The sequence below is a fragment of the Microbacterium sp. NPDC055442 genome (genome assembly GCF_053644215.1).
This window is the reverse complement of the sequence record NZ_JBSHLF010000004.1, coordinates 343,435-361,053: the sequence shown is the minus strand read 5'-3', so window position 1 is coordinate 361,053 and position 17,619 is coordinate 343,435. Positions and strand designations below refer to the sequence as shown.

The window sequence follows — 17,619 nt, the reverse complement described above, 5'->3', positions numbered from 1 at the left end:
CCCCGAAAGGCCCGACATGCCCGGTATTCATTCCGACATCACGACTGCGTTCGGCAACACCCCGCTGGTTCGCCTCAATCGGGTCACCGACGGCGCTGTGGCCGAGGTGTACGCCAAGCTCGAGTTCTTCAACCCCGCATCGAGCGTCAAAGACCGCCTCGGCATCGCGCTCATCGACGCCGCTGAGGCTTCGGGCGAGCTGACGCCCGGCGGCACGATCGTCGAGTCCACGAGCGGCAACACCGGTATCGCGCTCGCGATGGTCGGCGCGGCGCGCGGCTACCGCGTCATCCTCACGATGCCGGCGTCGATGTCGAAGGAGCGCCGCGTGCTGCTGAAGGCCTTCGGTGCGGAGCTCGTGCTGACCGACCCGACCAAGGGCATGGCTCTCGCGGTCGACGAGGCCAAGCGCATCGTCGAAGAGACGCCCGGTGCCGTGTGGGTGCGCCAGTTCGAGAACGAGGCGAACCCCGCGATCCACCGCGCGACGACCGCCGAGGAGATCTGGCGCGACACCGACGGCGAGGTCGACGTGTTCGTCGCCGGCATCGGCACGGGCGGCACGGTCACCGGCGTCGGTCAGGTGCTCAAGGAGCGCAAGCCCGGCGTGCAGATCGTGGCCGTCGAGCCGAAGGACTCCCCCATCCTCACCGAGGGTCACCCCGGCCCCCACAAGATCCAGGGCATTGGTCCGAACTTCGTCCCGGCCATCCTCGACCGCGACGTCCTCGACGAGGTCATCGCCGTCGAGTTCGAGCCGTCGCTCGCGCTCGCGCGCGACCTCGCGGCGAAGGAAGGACTGCTCGTGGGCATGTCCTCGGGTGCCGCCGTCTGGGCCGCACTCGAGGTGGCCAAGCGTCCCGAGAACGCCGGCAAGAAGATCGTCGTCGTCCTGCCCGACACGGGCGAGCGCTACCTCACGACGGCGCTGTTCGAAGACCTGCGCGAGGACTGACGTGGGGCCTGTGGCTCGCATCCGCGAGGACATCGCCGCGGCACGGCTGCGTGATCCCGCGGCGCGGGGCGGCCTCGAGATCGCGGTGCTGTACTCGGGCCTGCACGCCGTCTGGGCCTACCGGGTGTGGCACGCGCTCTGGCGGCGCGGTCTGCGTTTCCTCCCGCGCGCCGGCTCGCAGCTGACCCGCTGGCTCACCGGCATCGAGATCCACCCCGGCGCGGTCATCGGACGCCGGTTCTTCATCGACCACGGCATGGGCGTCGTGATCGGCGAGACCGCCGAGGTGGGCGACGACGTCATGCTGTACCACAGCGTGACGCTCGGCGGCCGTCAGCGCGAAGGCGGCAAGCGCCACCCCACGCTCGAAGACGGCGTCGCTGTCGGCGCGGGGGCGAAGATCCTCGGCCCCATCACGATCGGCGCGCACTCCGTCGTGGGCGCCAACGCCGTCGTCACGAAGGACGCGCCGCCCGACAGCGTTCTGGTCGGTGTGCCGGCCAAGCCGCGTACCCGCCGCGCCGGCGAGGAGACCCGCTCGATCCTGATGGCGCCCGAGTACTCGATCTGACCTGCGCTGACCTCGGCGCACGTGCGCCGCTTCGCCCGTCGACGTGCGCGCGCTGCGGCGCCTCCATCGTTGACTTGCGCGCTCTGCGGCGCCTCCATCGGTTGACTTGCGTCCTCTGCGGCGACACGACGGCGTGTCGCACGCACGAGGCGCAAGTCGAAGACGCTGCTTCGCCCCTCGATGTGCGCGCGCTGCGGCGCCCCCATCGGTTCACTTGCGCGCTTTGCGGCGCCGTCCTCGGTTGGACGTGCGCCCACTGCGGCGCCTCCATCGTTGACTTGCGTCCTCTGCGGCGACACGACGGCGTGTCGCACGCACGAGGCGCAAGTCGACGATCGGGAGCGGGCGTGTGCGCGGATCACGGGGCAGGCCTTCGCCGGCCGCGAGCGCGGGGCGCGGCATCCACCTCGCTGCGCGCCGTGACCGAAGCGGGCAGCGCGCTGCGACCTCGAGCGGTGGTGACGGCCTACTCGCCCTTTCCGCGCCTGGCGTCGAGCTTCCTCTTGATGAAGATCGCGGGCAGGAGCCACGTCGCGAGTGCAGTGAACAGCCACACGATGACGGGCGCGAGAAGCCAGGTCCACCACGGCGCGCCGATCGTCAATCCCGCGCCCGGGATGAGCACGACGACGAGCAGCGCGACGAACGTCGAGACGATGCCGATGCCGCCGAGCAGGGCCGGCGCGTTGCGCTGCGCGACGCGCGCGAGCCACGGCGCGAGCACGCTCTGCAACACCGCGAAGATGACGATCGCGAGGAGGAAGCCCCACCAGCTGCGCCACTCGATATGGAAGCCCGGGAGGATGAGGCTGGCCGCGATGAGGCCGACAGCAGCGGATGCCAGGAAGATACCCGCGCGGATGAGAAACATGATCACGCCCCCGAACCTAGCGCCACTGCCGTCCGTGCGTGGTGCCGATGATGCCCCGCCCCACTCACCGACTTGCGCCCTGTGCGGCGACACACCGGCGCGCCTCGCGCACAGGGCGCAAGTCAGCACCCGGGGCGAGAACGAACGGGGGGGACGCGGTGGTCAGCGAGCGGCACGGAGAGCGGCGCGCACGCGCGCGACGAAGCCCGCCGGGTCGGCGAACAGCTGCGCTCGAGTGACCCGGATGACGCGCCACCCAGCGCGGACGACATCGTCGTGCTTCTCGATGTCGCGCTGCCACTGCGCGGCGTCGGTCCGGTGATGGTCGCCCTCGTACTCGATCGCGATCTTCGCCGCCGGGTACGCGGCATCCACACAACCGAGGAAGCGTCGGTGGTCGTCGTACACGTCATGGTCCAGAACGGGCTCGGGCAGACCGCCGTCGACGATCGTCAGCCGCATCCACGTCTCCATGCGCGATGATGCGCCTTCGCGCACCCGATCGAGCGCGGCTCTCAGCGCGACCACTCCCCTCCGTCGCGACGGGATCGATGCCGCGAGCATGGCGCGTGAGGCGAGGGCCGGAGCGAGGACCCGCGATGTCGGGCCCGGCAACCGATCGATGCGTACGATCGCGTCCGCAGCGGCGACCAGATCATACGGATGCCGCAGCACGGCGCCGAGCAGAGCCCACGTCGTCGCCGGCGCAGTAAGCGCGAGACCGTGATCGGGATGTGTGCGTCGCACGACTCCGCGCGGATGGAGCTGATGACCGCGCACACCGTTCGCGCAGTGAGCTCGCCGCGGGGCGAGCACGGAGACGTCGATGTCGGCATCGGGCAGCTGCGGGAGCGGGATGCCCCACAGCACGGCCGCTGTCGTGTGCGAGAAGAAGTCATGCGTCGACATGAGCGGCACGAACCGCTGCGCCGCCCGCGTGATCTGCTGGCGCCTCGCCGCCGCCGGGTGCGCGTCATCCGTCGTCACGTCCTTGAGGGCGCGCACCCCGCGGAACGGGCGGTCGAAAAAGGGGTCGTCGACGTCGGTTCGCGTGAAGCCGTTGCGAAGGGCATCGCCGACGCGGAACGGCTCGAGGGGGTCGAATGCTTCAGAGGGGTCGCCGTGCAGTTCCACCCGCCGAAGATGTCACATTCGCCGTCATGCCCCGCGACGTTCTCCACACCCCGCCGCCCCACCCGTCCACTTGCGCCTTATGTGGGCGACGCGCCGGCGTGTCGTGCACATAGGACGCAAGTCAACAACGGGGCGCGGCGGAGCTCGTGACGGCGAACGGCGCGGATGCTGCCGCGACAGAAGCGTCGCGGGCATGCAGCAACGCGCCGGGCGTGTCATCGGCAAAAGGCGCAAGTTAACAACGGGGCGCGGGTCCGGCGCCCCGGGACCCGCGCCCCGTACCCGCCCCCACCCAACCCGTCCACTTGCGCCCTATGCAGCAACACGCGGGCGTGTCGCGCGCACAGGGCGCAAGTCGACAACGGGGTGGCACCAATCGGCGACGCCGAGCGGCGCGGGAGCGGCGCGGGAGCGGCGGCGGCGGCGGCGGCGAACGCGATCAGTCGGCGGCGAGGGCCGCGAGGCGCGCCTCTTCGTCGGCCTGGACGGCCGACTCCACGATCGGGCCGAGGGCGCCGTCCATGACCTGGTCGAGGTTGTAGGCCTTGTACCCCGTGCGGTGATCCGCGATGCGGTTCTCGGGGAAGTTGTACGTGCGGATGCGCTCCGACCGATCCATGCCGCGGATCTGCGATCGACGGGCATCGGATGCCGCGGCATCGAGCTCTTCCTGCTGCCTGGCCAGCAGCCGGGCCCGAAGCACCCGCATCCCCGCTTCGCGGTTCTGCAGCTGCGACTTCTCATTCTGCATCGACACGACGATGCCGGTGGGCACGTGCGTGATGCGCACGGCGGAGTCGGTCGTGTTGACCGACTGCCCGCCCGGACCCGATGAGCGGTACACGTCGATCTTCAGGTCGTTGGGGTCGATGTGGATCTCTTCGGGCTCGTCGACCTCGGGAAAGACGAGCACGCCCGTCGTCGAGGTGTGGATGCGCCCCTGCGACTCCGTCGCGGGCACCCGCTGCACGCGGTGCACACCGCCCTCGTACTTCAGGTGCGCCCACACACCCTGCGACGGATCCGAAGACGAGCCCTTGATGGCGACCTGCACGTCCTTGTAGCCGCCCAGGTCGGACTCGTTGCGCTCGAGAAGCTCGGTCTTCCAACCCATCGAGGCGGCGTACTGCACGTACATGCGCAGCAGATCGGCCGCGAACAGCGCCGACTCGGCACCGCCCTCGCCCTGCTTGATCTCCATGATGACGTCCCGCGCATCGTCGGGATCGCGCGGGATTAGCAGCCGCCGCAGGCGCTCCTGCGCCTGGGCGAGATGCTCCTCGAGCGCGGGCACCTCTTCGGCGAACGCGTCGTCTTCCTTCGCGAGTTCGCGCGCGGCATCCAGATCATCGGATGCCGCGACCCAGTCCTCGTACGCCTTCACGATGCGCGACAACTCGGCGTAGCGCCGGTTGACCCGCTTCGCCCGGGCGGGGTCGGCGTGCACGGCCGGGTCGGAGAGCTCCTCCTGGACGGCACGGTGCTCTTCGATCAGGCCCTTGACCGACTCGAACATCTCCACCCTTCGACAGGCTCAGGGAACACGACAAGCTCAGGGAACACGACAAGCTCAGGGAACACGACAGGCTCAAGGAACACGCCACGCTCTGGAAACACGACTAGCTCAGAGAACACGACACGCTCTCGAAACACGCCACGCTCAGGGAACACGACAGCCTCAGAGAACAGGATCGGCTCAGCGGATGCTGTTGTCGTGCGCGCCGCTGCCGTGTGCATCGCGCGCGGGAGCCGGGATCGACTTCTGCATCTGCACGAGGAACTCGACGTTGGACTGCGTCTCCTTGAGCTTGCCCAGCACGACCTCGAGGGCCTGCTGCGTGTCCAGGCCCGCGAGGGCGCGACGCAGCTTCCACGTGATCTTGACCTCATCGGGCGAGAGCAGCATCTCTTCGCGGCGCGTGGACGATGCATTGACGTCGACGGCCGGGAAGATCCGCTTGTCGGCCAGGTGACGCGACAGTCGCAGCTCGCTGTTGCCGGTGCCCTTGAACTCCTCGAAGATGACCTCGTCCATCTTGGACCCGGTCTCGACGAGCGCCGTCGCGAGGATCGTGAGCGATCCGCCGTTCTCGATGTTCCGAGCGGCTCCGAAGAAGCGCTTGGGCGGGTAGAGCGCCGACGCGTCGACGCCACCGGACAGCACGCGGCCCGAGGTCGGCGCCGAGATGTTGTAGGCACGGCCGAGGCGCGTGATCGAGTCGAGCAGCACGACCACGTCGCGACCGAGTTCGACGAGGCGCTTCGCCCGCTCGATGGCGAGCTCGGCGACCGTCGTGTGGTCCTCGGCGGGACGATCGAAGGTCGAGGCGATGACCTCGCCCTTCACCGTGCGCTGCATGTCGGTGACCTCTTCGGGGCGCTCGTCGACGAGCACGACCATGAGGTGGACCTCGGGGTTGTTCGTCGCGATGGCGTTGGCGATCTGCTGCAGCACGATCGTCTTGCCGGCCTTGGGCGGCGCGACGATCAGGCCGCGCTGTCCCTTGCCGACGGGTGCGACGAGGTCGATGATGCGCTGCGTGAGCTTCTCGGGCGCCGTCTCGAGGCGCAGGCGCTCCTGCGGGTAGAGCGGGGTGAGCTTGCCGAACTCGACGCGCGTCGCGGCGTCGTCGACCGAGAGGCCGTTGATCGAGTCGACCTTGACGAGCGCGTTGTACTTCTGGCGGCTGGACTGCTCGCCCTCGCGCGGCTGCTTGATCGAGCCGACGACGGCGTCGCCCTTACGCATGTTGTACTTCTTGACCTGCCCCAGCGACACGTAGACGTCGCTCGGGCCGGGCAGGTAGCCCGAGGTGCGCACGAAGGCGTAGTTGTCGAGCACGTCGAGGACACCGGCGATCGGGATCAGGACGTCGTCCTCGCCGATCTCGGTCTCGAACTCGTCGCCCTGACCGCTGGTCTGCCCGCGGCGCTTGTTGCGCTGACGGTTGCGTCCGCCGCCCTTGTCGCCGTCGTCATCGGAATCGGATGCCTCGGCCTGAGGCTGCGGCGCGTTCTGGGCCTGCTGGTCCTTGCCGCCGCCTTGACCGTTGCCACTGCCGTTGCGGTTGCGACTGCGGCTGCGGCTGCGGCTGCGACCGCGCCCCGTGCCCTCGTTCTGCTGGTCGCCGTCGTCGCTCTTGTCGGCGTCGGCGTCGGCCTTCTCCCCCGCGGAAGCATCCTTCCCTGCAGAAGCGTCCTTCCCCGCGGAAGCATTCTTCCCGGCGGACGCGTCCTTCCTCGCGGAAGCGCCCCTCCCCGCGGAGGCGTCCTTCGCAGCCGAGGCGGTGTCCTTCTCTGCGGAGGCGTCATGGTCGGCGGCGGTCGCTTCGGTCGCCGTTGCCTCGCCGTCGACATCGGCCTTGCCGGACGTCGGCGCGTCTGCGGCAGGTGCGACGTCGTCCTTGACCGAGTCGGCGTCGGCCTGGTCGGCCGCGGCCTTCTCCGCCGCGGCCTTCTCGGCGTCGGCCTTCGTCGCGCGCGATCGGCGCGGGGCGCGTTTGGCGGGCGTCTTCGCTGCGGGCGCTTCTTCCGCGGCGGGGGCTTGCGCAGCCTCCGTCGCTGCCGGAGCCTCGGCGGCGGGCGCCGCGGCATCGTCGGTCGCGGGCGCAGCGTCGGCCGCGAGGGCCTCGGCGACGGGCGGCACGTCGCTGCTCTTGGCGCGGCGCGGGGCGCGCTTGCGGACGGGCTTGGTCACCGGCGCGGTGTCGGCCGCGGGTGAATCCTCTCCCGCCTCGGCGATCGCCTCGACCGGGGCGGAGACGTCGCTCGCGGCGGCGGGCGGCGCCGCGTCGACGACGGGGGCGCGCTGGGCTTCAGCCGCGACGACCTCTTCGGTCGTGGCGGCGGGCTCTGCGGCGGACTGGGCCGCCGTGACGTCCGGCGTCTGCTCGGGCGCATCCGTGCGCTCGTCGGCCTGGGCGTCGGTGTGGATCTCGGAGATGGACTCCACGAGTTCTCCCTTGTGAATACGAATGGATGTGCACGATCGCGCGCCGACACATACGGCAAGTTGCCGTTCCGTGTCGTCCTCAGCGGACTCATGTGCGGTTCCTGACGGAACCGCTCGAGACGAACTCAGAGACCGATCACGGAAGGCGTGCGGTGGTTTCGCAGAATGCGACGGAGGCCAGATTCACGTTTGCGTGGAGTCCTCCGCGTGCTCCCTCACTGTACCACCCTTGACGTCGACGGCGAGCATGAGGGCCTCCCAGGGAGTGTCGCTCGACTGCGCCGCGAGGGCGGCCGCGTCCAGGCGCGCACCGGGGCCGTCGGCGAGCACGAGCACGCTAGGGCCGGCTCCCGAGACGACGGCGGCGTACCCTGCGTCGCGCAGTCGCCGCACGAGCCGGTCCGTCTCGGGCATGGCCTGGGCGCGGTAGTTCTGGTGCAGCCGATCGGCGGTCGCCGCGAAGAGCAGCTCGGGGCTCTGCGTGAGCGCGGCGATAAGCAGCGCCGAGCGCGAGACATTGAAGACGGCGTCTTCGCGGGGCACCTGCAGCGGCTGCAGGCTGCGGGCGACCTTCGTCGACATCGTGAAATCGGGCACGAGCACGAGCGGGGCGACACCGCGGTTGACGAGCAGTTTCTTGTGCTGCGGGCCGCCCTCGTCGACCCACGCGATCGTGAGTCCGCCGAACAGGGCCGGTGCGACGTTGTCGGGGTGGCCTTCGAGCTCGGTCGCGAGCCGCAGCAGCGTGTCGTCGTCGAGGTCGACGATGCCGGCGAGCAGGCCCTTCGCCGCGAGCAGCCCCGACACGACGGCGGCGCCGGACGAGCCGAGACCGCGCCCGTGCGGGATGACGTTGTGCGATTCGAGGCGGAGCCCCGGCATCCGCTGCCCGACGGCGTCGAAGGCGTACGCGATCGTGGAGACGACGAGGTTCGACGCGTCGCGGGGCACGTCGTCGGCACCCGCGCCGTGCACGTCGATCTCGAGCCGGCCTTCGTCAAGCGCCGTCACGATGAGTTCGTCGTACACGCTCAGCGCGAGGCCGAGCGTGTCGAAGCCCGGACCCAGGTTCGCGCTCGTGGCGGGGACGCGGACGAGCAGCGGCCCCTCCGGCTGTGTCACGCGGTCGCCTCGGTGCGCGACAGCCCCAGGACCGATGCCACCTCCGACGTCGCCGCATCGACGACGGTCGGCTCGACGGTCGAGCCGTCGGCATTGCGCAGCGCCCACTGCGGGTCCTTCAGGCCGTGGCCCGTGACCGTCAGCACGACACGCGCGCCCTCCGGCACCGCGCCGGCCTCGGCACGGTCCAGCAGACCCGCGACGCTGATCGCCGAGGCGGGCTCGACGAACACGCCGACCTCACCGGCCAGGAGCTTCTGCGCCGCGAGGATGCGGTCGTCGTCGATCGCGCCGAACCAGCCGTTCGTGGCGTCGCGCGCCTCGAGGGCGAACTCCCACGAGGCGGGATTGCCGATGCGGATCGCGCTGGCGACCGTCTCGGGGTTCTTCACGACCTCGCCGCGCACGAGCGGGGCCGATCCTTCGGCCTGGAAGCCGAACATCCGCGGCACCCGGGTCGAGACACCGCGCGCCGCCTCTTCGCGATAGCCGCGGGAGTACGCCGTGTAGTTGCCGGCGTTGCCGACGGGGATGAAGTGGAAGTCGGGGGCGTCGCCGAGCTGCTCGACGATCTCGTAAGCCGCCGTCTTCTGCCCCTCGATCCGGTCGGGGTTGACCGAGTTGACCAGGTGCACGGGGTAGTCGTCGGCGAGCTCGCGCGCGATCTCGAGGCAGTCGTCGAAGTTGCCGCGGACCTGGATGAGCTGCCCGCCGTGCACGACCGCCTGGCTGAGCTTGCCCATCGCGATCTTGCCCTCGGGCACGAGCACGGCGGCGGTGATGCCGGCGTGCGCGGCGTATGCGGCGGCAGAGGCGGACGTGTTGCCCGTCGACGCGCAGATGACGGCCTTCGCACCGTGCTCGACGGCGCGCGAGAGCGCGACCGTCATGCCGCGGTCCTTGAACGACCCGGTCGGGTTCATGCCCTCGAATTTGACCCACACGTCGGCGCCCGTGCGGCGCGACAGCGACGGGGCCGGGATGAGCGGCGTGCCGCCCTCGCCGAGGGTGACGACGGTCGAGGCGTCGGTCACGCCCAGACGGTCGGCGTATTCGCGCAGGACTCCGCGCCACAGATGTGCCATGTCAGTCTCCTTCCACGCGCAGGACCGAGACGACGCGCTCTACGACGCCGCTCTCGGCGAGGCGGCCGACCGTCTCGCTGAGGTCCTGCTCCAGTGCCTTGTGAGTGCCGATGACGAGGCGGGCGACACCGGGGCCGCCGTTGGGCTCGCGCAGGACCGTCTGCTCGACGGTCGCGATCGACACACGCCCCTCGCTCAGCACGCCCGCGACGGTTGCGAGCACGCCGGGCCGGTCGTCGACCTCGAGCGTGATCTGGTAGCGCGTCGTGACGCGGCCGATCGGCACGATCGGCAGGTTCGCGCGCGTCGACTCGCCGACTCCGACGCCGCCCGCGATGTGGCGGCGCGCCGCCGAGACGACATCGCCGAGCACGGCCGAGGCGGTCTGCACGCCACCGGCGCCCGCGCCGTAGAACATCAGGTTGCCGGCCGCTTCGGCCTGCACGAAGACGGCGTTGTTCGCGCCGTGCACGCTCGCGAGCGGGTGGGCGCGGTCGACCAGCGCGGGATAGACCCGCACCGAGATGGCGTCGCGCGGCGCGACATCGCTCTGCGGCACCCCGGATGCGGAGGCGTCGAGGCGTTCGCACACGGCGAGCAGCTTGATGACGTAGCCGGCGTTGCGCGCGGCATCCATCATCGCCTTGTCGACCGTCGTGATGCCCTCGCGGTGCACCGTTTCCAGCGGAACGGTCGTGTGGAAGGCGAGGGAGGCGAGGATCGCGGCCTTCTGCGCCGCGTCGAAGCCCTCGACGTCGGCGGTCGGGTCCGCTTCGGCGTAGCCGAGCGCCTGGGCGTCGGCCAGCACGTCGGCGAACTCGGCGCCCTCGGTGTCCATGCGGTCGAGGATGTAGTTCGTCGTGCCGTTGACGATGCCCATGATGCGCTGCACGCGGTCGCCGGCGAGCGAGTCGCGCAGCGGCCGGATGATGGGGATGGCGCCGGCTGCTGCGGCCTCGTAGTAGACGGATGCGCCCACCTGGTCGGCGGCGTCGAAGATCTCGGGGCCGTGCGTCGCGAGGAGCGCCTTGTTGGCCGTCACGACGTCCGCACCGGAGTTGATCGCCTGCAGGATGTACGTACGCGCCGGTTCGATGCCGCCCATGAGCTCGATCACGATGTCGGCGCCCATGATGAGGGTCTCGGCGTCGGTCGTGAACAGGTCGCGGGGCAGGTCGGTCTCGCGCGGGGCATCGAGATCGCGCACGGCGATCCCGGCGAGCTCGAGCGTCGCACCGGAGCGGTCGGCGAGCTCGTCACCATGCCGCAGCAACAGCGCGGCGACCTGGGAGCCCACGGCTCCCGCACCCAGCAGGGCGACCCGAAGGCGGCGGTAGTCGGTCATACGTTCCTTTCCATCGAGGTGGCGAGCCCCGCATCGCGGGCGAGCAGATCGTCGATCGACTCGCCGCGCACGATGACGCGGGCTTCTCCCCCGCGCACCGCCACGACGGGCGGGCGCGGCACGTAGTTGTAGTTGCTGGCGAGCGAGAAGCAGTACGCCCCCGTCGCCGGCACGGCGAGCAGGTCGCCGCGGGTCACGTCGGCGGGCAGGTATTCGCGGTCGACGACGATGTCGCCCGATTCGCAGTGCTTACCCACGACGCGCGCGAGCACCGGTGCCGCGTCGCTGCACCGTGAGGCGATGCGCGCGGAGTACTGCGCGCCGTAGAGCGCGGGTCGCGCGTTGTCGCTCATGCCGCCGTCGACGCTCACATACAGGCGCGTCGCGCCGCCGTCGAGCGCGACGGGCTTGGTCGTGCCGACCTCGTACAGCGTCACGCCCGCGGGCCCCACGATCGCGCGGCCCGGTTCGAACGCGAGATCCGGCATCGGGATGCCACGGGCCTCGCACTCGTTCGCGACGGCCTCGACGATCCCGGCCGCGAGCGCGGCGATGGGCGTCGGATCATCGGCCGAGGTGTAGGCGATCCCGAAGCCGCCCCCGAGATTGAGCACGGGAAGGTCGGCGTCTTTGCGCAGCCGTGCGTGCAGACCGACCAGGCGCGCGGCCGATTCGCGGAACCCGGCGGTGCCGAAGATCTGCGAGCCGATGTGGCCGTGCAGTCCGACGAGCTCGAGCCCCGGCGTCTCACGGACGCGAGCGGCCACGGCGGGCGCGCTTTCCAGCGTGAACCCGAACTTCTGGTCTTCGTGAGCCGTCGCGAGGAAGTCGTGCGTCTCGGCGTGCACGCCGCTGTTGACCCGGATGAACACGGGCTGGGTCGCCCCGCGCCGCGCGACGATCTCCGCAAGGCGGTCGACCTCGTCGAGACTGTCGAGCACGATCGAGCCGACGCCCACCTCGACGGCGCGGTCGAGCTCGGCGCGCGACTTGTTGTTGCCGTGGAAGGCGAGCCGCTTCGGGTCGGCGCCCGCCGCGAGCGCGACGGCCAGTTCGCCGCCCGTGCAGACGTCGACCGAGAGTCCCTCATCGAGCACCCACCGCACGACCTCGGTCGAGAGGAACGCCTTGCCGGCGTAATAGACGCGCGCCGCGGCGCCATGGGCCGCCGCGGCATCGCCGAACGCGGCGAGCGTGCGCCGCGCGCGTGTGCGCACTTCTTCTTCGTCGAACACGTACAGGGGCGTGCCGAAGCGTGCCGCGAGCTCGGTCACCGGCATCCCGGCGATGTGGACGATGCCGTCGGCGTCGCGCGCCGCGTTCGCGGGCCACACTCCGGCGGCGAGCGCGTTGACGTCGTGGGGCACGGAGAGCCAGTCGGAAGCCGGCGTACGGGAGGGCGAGGCGATGGACACGGGGGAACCAATCGGGTGGAAGCTTCGGCGCGGCGCCACCGGGGATCGCCCGGAATCGGCGGCTGCCGCGAGCGGTCGACGCACACGCCGGGCAGTGGTAGCAAGTCTAGAGCACGCCGGTTCCCGCCCGGATCGTCAGCACGTGCCCTTCTCGAGCAGCGCGCGATCGCGCAGGATCGCATCCGCGATCGCGAAGCGCGCGACGAGCTCGTCGTCGTCGACGGCGACATCGGTGAGCGTCATCCCGGCGGGAAGGTACTGGGCGATGCAGACCGGCCAGTCCCGCAGTACGGCGTTGGAGAGGATGCCGAACTGCCGCCGCAGTTCGTCGGCGGTGACATCGGCACCCGCGACCTGGATCGACGCCGGCGTCAGCACGAGCGCACCGTCGTCGGCGCTCGGGGTGAGGGACACTCCGATCGGCACGGCCGCGCCGAAGAGCGAGAGCTCGACCGTCGCGGTCACATCGGGAGCGGCGATGCCGAGGGCCTCGACGGGGAACTCCTCGACGCTCGACATGAGGTGGCGCAGGTCTTCGTCGTCGACGCGCACGAGCGCTGTCGCGTTGCGCACGTCGCCGCCGCGGATCGGCACGTCGAAGGCGGCGACCTCGACGTCGCCGCGGAAGGCGCCCAGTTCGACGTCGTCGGAGCGGACGCCGATCTCGCCGAGTCGTCCGCCGATGAGCTGCGGCAGGACGGGCCCCGGCAGGTCGACATCGATCACCTGGTCGGACGGCAGGGCGAGATTCGAGATCACCTGCGTGCGGATCGTGCGCTCGACGACGGTACGGGCGATGGCCTCACCGGCGAACCATGCCCCGACGGCCAGCAGCGCGACGATCGCGATCACGACGACCCAGCCGCGACCGCGGCGGGCCGGACGCGCGGCGGGTGTCGGGGCGGATGCCACGTCGCTACATCCGCTCGGGCGCCGAGACGCCGAGCAGGGTCAGGCCGTTGCGCAGCACCTGTCCCGTCGCGTCGTTGAGCCACAGGCGCGTGCGGTGCACGGTCTCGACCGGCTCGTCGCCGAGCGGGATGACGCGGCAGTTGTCGTACCAGCGGTGGTAGAGGCCCGCGAGCTCCTCGAGGTAGCGGGCCACGCGGTGCGGCTCGCGCACGTCGGCGGCGTAGGCGACGATGCGGGGGAACTCCTGCAGCGCGCCCAGCAGCGCCGACTCGGTCTCGTGATCGAGCAGCTCGGGCGCGAATTCCGAACGGTCGACGCCGGATGCCGCGGCGTTGCGCGCGACGTTGAACGTGCGGGCGTGGGCGTACTGCACGTAGAAGACCGGGTTGTCGTTCGTGCGCTTGCGCAGGATCTCGGGATCGAGCGTGAGCGGAGAGTCGGCGGGGTAGCGCGCGAGCGAATAGCGCAGGGCATCCGTTCCGATCCATTCGCGCAGGTCGTCGAGCTCGATGATGTTGCCGGCGCGCTTGGACAGGCGCGCGCCGTTGATGGACACGAGCTGGCCGATGAGCACCTCGATGGCGGTGTCCGGATCGTCGCCGGCGGCACCGGCGAGTGCCTTGAGACGGTGCACATATCCGTGGTGATCGGCGCCGAGCAGGTAGATCTTGTGCGCGAAGCCGCGGTCGCCCTTGTTCAGGTAGTAGGCGGCATCGGCGGCGAAATAGGTGTACTCCCCCGTCGAGCGGCGGATGACGCGGTCCTTGTCGTCCCCGAACTCGGTTGTGCGCACCCAGACGGCGCCCCCCTCGTCGAAGACGTGGCCCTGCGTGCGCAGACGGTCCACCGCGGCATCGACGAGGCTCGGTGCACCGTCGCCGTCCTTCGCGTGCAGGGTGCGCTCCGAGAACCACACGTCGAAATGCACGTTGAACTGCTCGAGCGACATCTGGATGTCCGCCAGCTGCCGGCGGTACGCGATCTCGGTCGCGACGGCGAGCTGCTGCTCGCGCGGCAGCGACATGACGGAGCCCGACGCACCCGCGACACCCGCCTCCTCGGCGGGTGTCGCGGTGACGTGATCGGCCAGCACCTGGATGTACGAACCGGCGTAGCCGTCGTCGGGGGTCGGTTCGCCGTGCATCGCGGCGAGCACGGAGCGACCGAATCGCTCCATCTGGGCGCCGGCGTCGTTGATGTAGAACTCCCGGGCCACCGTCGCCCCGCTCACGGCGAGCAGCCTGCCGATCGCGTCGCCGAGCGCGGCCCAGCGCGTGTGACCGATATGCAGGGGGCCCGTCGGGTTGGCGCTGACGAACTCGAGATTGATCGTGTTGCCGCGCTGGGACTCGTTCGAGCCGAACGCCGCGCCCGCCTCGACGATCGTCCGCGCGAGTGCGCCGGCGGCGGCGGCGTCCAGTCGGATGTTGATGAACCCGGGACCGGCCACCTCAACGCTCGCGATGCCGTCGACCCGTTCGAGACCGGCGGCGATCTCGGCGGCGAACTCGCGGGGGTTCGCCCCGACGGCCTTGGCGAGCTTGAGCGCGGCGTTGGAGGCCCAGTCGCCGTGATCACGGTTCTTGGGCCGGTCGAGCGGAAGATCCACGGGCGTCAGCCCCTCGGAGGAACCGGGGCGCCGCGACTCGGCGAGCGGGGCGACGACGGCGAGCAGTGCGGCGGAGAGGGCTTCGGGATCCATAGCCCGCTCATTCTACGGGCGCGCTCAGGCACTGACCTCCTGGCCGAGCAGGAAGGGCTTGATGTCCTGGCGACGCTTGAGCCCGGTCTTGCGCAGCAGTCGCGAGACGTGCGACTCGACGGTGCGCACCGAGACGACGAGCGCCTCGGCGATGACGGGGTTCGTCAGGCCCGACGCGATGAGCTCGGCGATCTCGAGTTCGCGCGGGGTGAGGTCTTCGGGCGACATCGCGACGCTCGGACGACCCTCTCCCGCGTGCATCCGTTCACGCAGCCCTTCGATCGGCGCCGCGAGACCGGCCGCTTCGGGCGTCTGCCCGAAGACCCCCGCCGCGAGGTCGACGCAGAACACGGCCTCGCGAGTGCGACCGGCGTGGTCGAGCTGCTCGACGAGCCGGACGACCTCGTCGACGTCGCGGTCGACGAGCGCCTTCGCGAAGTCCGCCTGGCGCACGAGCACGGGTGCCGTCACCGAGCGCGCACGAGCGCCGACGCGCTGCCAGTTCCGTTTCGTCGGCGCGTACTGCAGCCCTTCGAGGTAGGCGCGGGCCGCCGAGAGCACCGCGCCGCGCTGCCACATCGCGTCGCCGGCATCGAAGCAGGCCCGCGCTGCGGCGGACGCTCCCTCGTCGACGGCGGCGAGGCGTGCATGGGCCAGTCCCGAGCACTGGCCGATGAGCGGACCGTCGCACAGACCCGCGGCATCCACGTCGGCGAGCGACTGCTCCATGAGCGCGCGCTGTCCGCGTCTGGCCGCCATCTCGGCGGCCATGGTCTTGAGCCCGATGAACGACAGCGGCGGATACAGCGTGGGAAGCCCCAGGAACGACGATTCGGCGAGGAGGTGCTCGGCATCGTCGAGGCGGCGATCGAGCAGCGCCGTGAGGGTGGCGAGGAAGGCATGGATCCGGATGCGGGGCGCGTCGAAGTCGCGCCGGGCGGCGGCGAGGCCGTGCGCGGCGATGCGATCCGCGACGGCGATCCGGTCGGCGACGAGGTGCGCGATGACGGTGAGGGCGTCGGCGAGCGGATCGGGGGTCGGGTCGAACGCCGCCATCTGCGCCAGGGCCACGTCGGCGTCGTCGCTGCGGCCGCGGGCGAGCAGCCAGAACGCGCGGGCCCGCATCACGGCGGCGCGGGCCGACGGGGACATCGGCTGCAGATCGACGCCGGCGAGCGGGTCCTCGGTCGGCACCGTGAGGAACGAGCTCTCCAGCTCGGCCGCCCGGCCGAGCAGCAGCCCGCCCTCTCTCGGGAGCTGCGCGGCGCGAGCCCGCAGCTCGTGCACGGCGACGGCGGCGTCACGGTTCACCGCGCACCGTGCGACCTCCCATTCGGCGAGCACGCGCTCGGAGCCGTCCATGCCGTGCACCGCCCCGATGAGGGCGTCGAGTTCGTCGACATCGTGGGCGCCGTCGACTTCGAGCGCCGTCAGCAGCGCCGTCGCGGTCGACAGACTCGGATCGGTGTGCCACGCTTCGCGTGCCTGCAGCGTGCGCCGCCTCGTCTTCTCGTGCACGAGACGCACGAAGACCGCCGAATCGCCCGGCATGTCGGGCTGGTCCGGATCGAACGCGGGTCCGGCCGAGAGCAGATCGTCCAGTCGCGCCAGCAGCTCCGATCGGCGGCCCGCGAGGGCGTCGTGCCGGAAGTGCTCGACGAGGATCGGCGGGCGCACGGAGACCACCTTGCTGCCGCCGACGTCGACGACCGCGAGGAACGAGCGTTCTTCCAGCTCGCTGATCCGGTCGAGCCCGACGGCGGTCGCGGCGGTCGAGATCGTCGCCGGGCCGAGCACCGCGAGGATCTCGAGCGCCTCGACGGCGTCCTGCTCGAGCGGGTGCAGGATGACATCGGCCATGAGCCGCAGCGACGGGCTCCACAGCGACCCCGTCGCCCGCCCGATCCCGTCTTCGACCGTGAACCGCCCGTCTCTGCGCGCCGCGTCGACGACGGCGGCCGCCAGGCCGATGTTGCCGCCGGACTTGGCGAAGACGCGGCTGAGCGAACCCGGCTCGATCCGGAACCCGAGGTGGGCTTCGAGGGCGGTCTCGAGTTCGCCGTAGGCCATGCCCGGAAGCCGCATCGCGTAGGTCGTCGTGAAGGCTCCGACCGGCTTGACGAGCGCGTGCCGCGACCTGTGGATCAGGCGGGACGACAGCACCGGCACGCGGGCGCGGGTCTGCACGGCCCGGATGACGCCGCCCGAAGCCTCGTCGAGCACGTCGCCGTCATCGACGACGATGAGGGTGCGCCCGGGAACGACGGCGTCGGCGAGCGCCGTCACCGCCGCCGCGATGCTCGTGCCCCTGGCATCCGGACTCGCCGCGACCCCCGCGATCGCGAGGGCGACCAGCGGTGTCTTGGCGAACGCGTTCTGACCGTCGACCTGGATGACCCGCCAGCCGAGGGCCGTGAAGTAATCCCTGATCCGGTTCAGGAAATGGGTGCGGCCGCAGCCATGCTCGCCCTCGACATCGAGGCTTCGGCCGCTGTGCAGCACGTCGACGGCGGCCAGGAAGAGTTCGTTCCGAGTGTTCATCGACGCGCACCTCC

The 17,619-nt window shown here is 70.8% G+C and carries 13 protein-coding genes; 2 read left to right on the top strand and 11 right to left on the bottom strand.

Translation table 11 applies throughout. From position 1 onward, the window contains the following. Window positions 1-16: 16 nt before the first annotated feature. A complete protein-coding gene (gene cysK, locus ACWIBS_RS11345; RefSeq protein ID WP_376129781.1) occupies window positions 17-955 on the top strand; it encodes a cysteine synthase A in 939 nt (312 codons plus the stop codon). Between the two features lie 10 nt (window positions 956-965). After that, window positions 966-1,526, top strand: coding sequence for a serine O-acetyltransferase EpsC (gene epsC / locus ACWIBS_RS11340; RefSeq protein ID WP_376129730.1), 561 nt, complete (start codon window positions 966-968; stop codon window positions 1,524-1,526). Between the two features lie 466 nt (window positions 1,527-1,992). Here the strand turns inward: epsC and ACWIBS_RS11335 are convergent, their stop codons facing one another. The 11 genes from ACWIBS_RS11335 to ACWIBS_RS11285 form a co-directional block, all read right to left on the bottom strand. Next, on the bottom strand, window positions 1,993-2,397 hold the full coding sequence (locus ACWIBS_RS11335; RefSeq protein ID WP_376129779.1) for a hypothetical protein: 405 nt from the start codon (window positions 2,395-2,397) through the stop codon (window positions 1,993-1,995). Between the two features lie 162 nt (window positions 2,398-2,559). Next, window positions 2,560-3,531, bottom strand: a complete 972-nt coding sequence (locus tag ACWIBS_RS11330) for a hypothetical protein (RefSeq protein ID WP_376129727.1) — start codon at window positions 3,529-3,531, stop codon at window positions 2,560-2,562. Window positions 3,532-3,970: 439 nt separating this feature from the next. Further along, entirely contained in the window at window positions 3,971-5,047 is a 1,077-nt protein-coding gene (gene prfA, locus ACWIBS_RS11325; protein ID WP_376129776.1) for a peptide chain release factor 1, read from the bottom strand. Between the two features lie 180 nt (window positions 5,048-5,227). Further along, a complete protein-coding gene (gene rho / locus ACWIBS_RS11320; RefSeq protein WP_376129724.1) occupies window positions 5,228-7,483 on the bottom strand; it encodes a transcription termination factor Rho in 2,256 nt (751 codons plus the stop codon). Between the two features lie 183 nt (window positions 7,484-7,666). Beyond that, window positions 7,667-8,605 (bottom strand): homoserine kinase, encoded by a 939-nt coding sequence (gene thrB, locus ACWIBS_RS11315; RefSeq protein ID WP_376129721.1) that lies wholly within the window; start codon window positions 8,603-8,605, stop codon window positions 7,667-7,669. Beyond that, window positions 8,602-9,690, bottom strand: a complete 1,089-nt coding sequence (thrC, locus tag ACWIBS_RS11310) for a threonine synthase (RefSeq protein ID WP_376129718.1) — start codon at window positions 9,688-9,690, stop codon at window positions 8,602-8,604. The genes thrB and thrC overlap by 4 nt, the downstream gene beginning before the upstream one ends. Before the next feature lies 1 nt (window position 9,691). Then, complete coding sequence (locus ACWIBS_RS11305; RefSeq protein ID WP_376129715.1) at window positions 9,692-11,035, bottom strand: homoserine dehydrogenase; 1,344 nt, start codon at window positions 11,033-11,035, stop codon at window positions 9,692-9,694. After that, window positions 11,032-12,462: a diaminopimelate decarboxylase gene (gene lysA, locus ACWIBS_RS11300; RefSeq protein WP_454137022.1), complete on the bottom strand. Its 1,431-nt coding sequence runs from the start codon at window positions 12,460-12,462 to the stop codon at window positions 11,032-11,034. The genes ACWIBS_RS11305 and lysA overlap by 4 nt, the downstream gene beginning before the upstream one ends. A 123-nt stretch (window positions 12,463-12,585) precedes the next feature. Next, window positions 12,586-13,362: an LmeA family phospholipid-binding protein gene (locus ACWIBS_RS11295; protein ID WP_376129712.1), complete on the bottom strand. Its 777-nt coding sequence runs from the start codon at window positions 13,360-13,362 to the stop codon at window positions 12,586-12,588. A gap of 4 nt (window positions 13,363-13,366) precedes the next feature. After that, window positions 13,367-15,064, bottom strand: a complete 1,698-nt coding sequence (argS, locus tag ACWIBS_RS11290) for an arginine--tRNA ligase (RefSeq protein WP_376129709.1) — start codon at window positions 15,062-15,064, stop codon at window positions 13,367-13,369. 24 nt (window positions 15,065-15,088) lie between these two features. Further along, window positions 15,089-17,605 (bottom strand): LuxR C-terminal-related transcriptional regulator, encoded by a 2,517-nt coding sequence (locus tag ACWIBS_RS11285; RefSeq protein ID WP_376129707.1) that lies wholly within the window; start codon window positions 17,603-17,605, stop codon window positions 15,089-15,091. Between the last annotated feature and the right edge of the window lie 14 nt (window positions 17,606-17,619).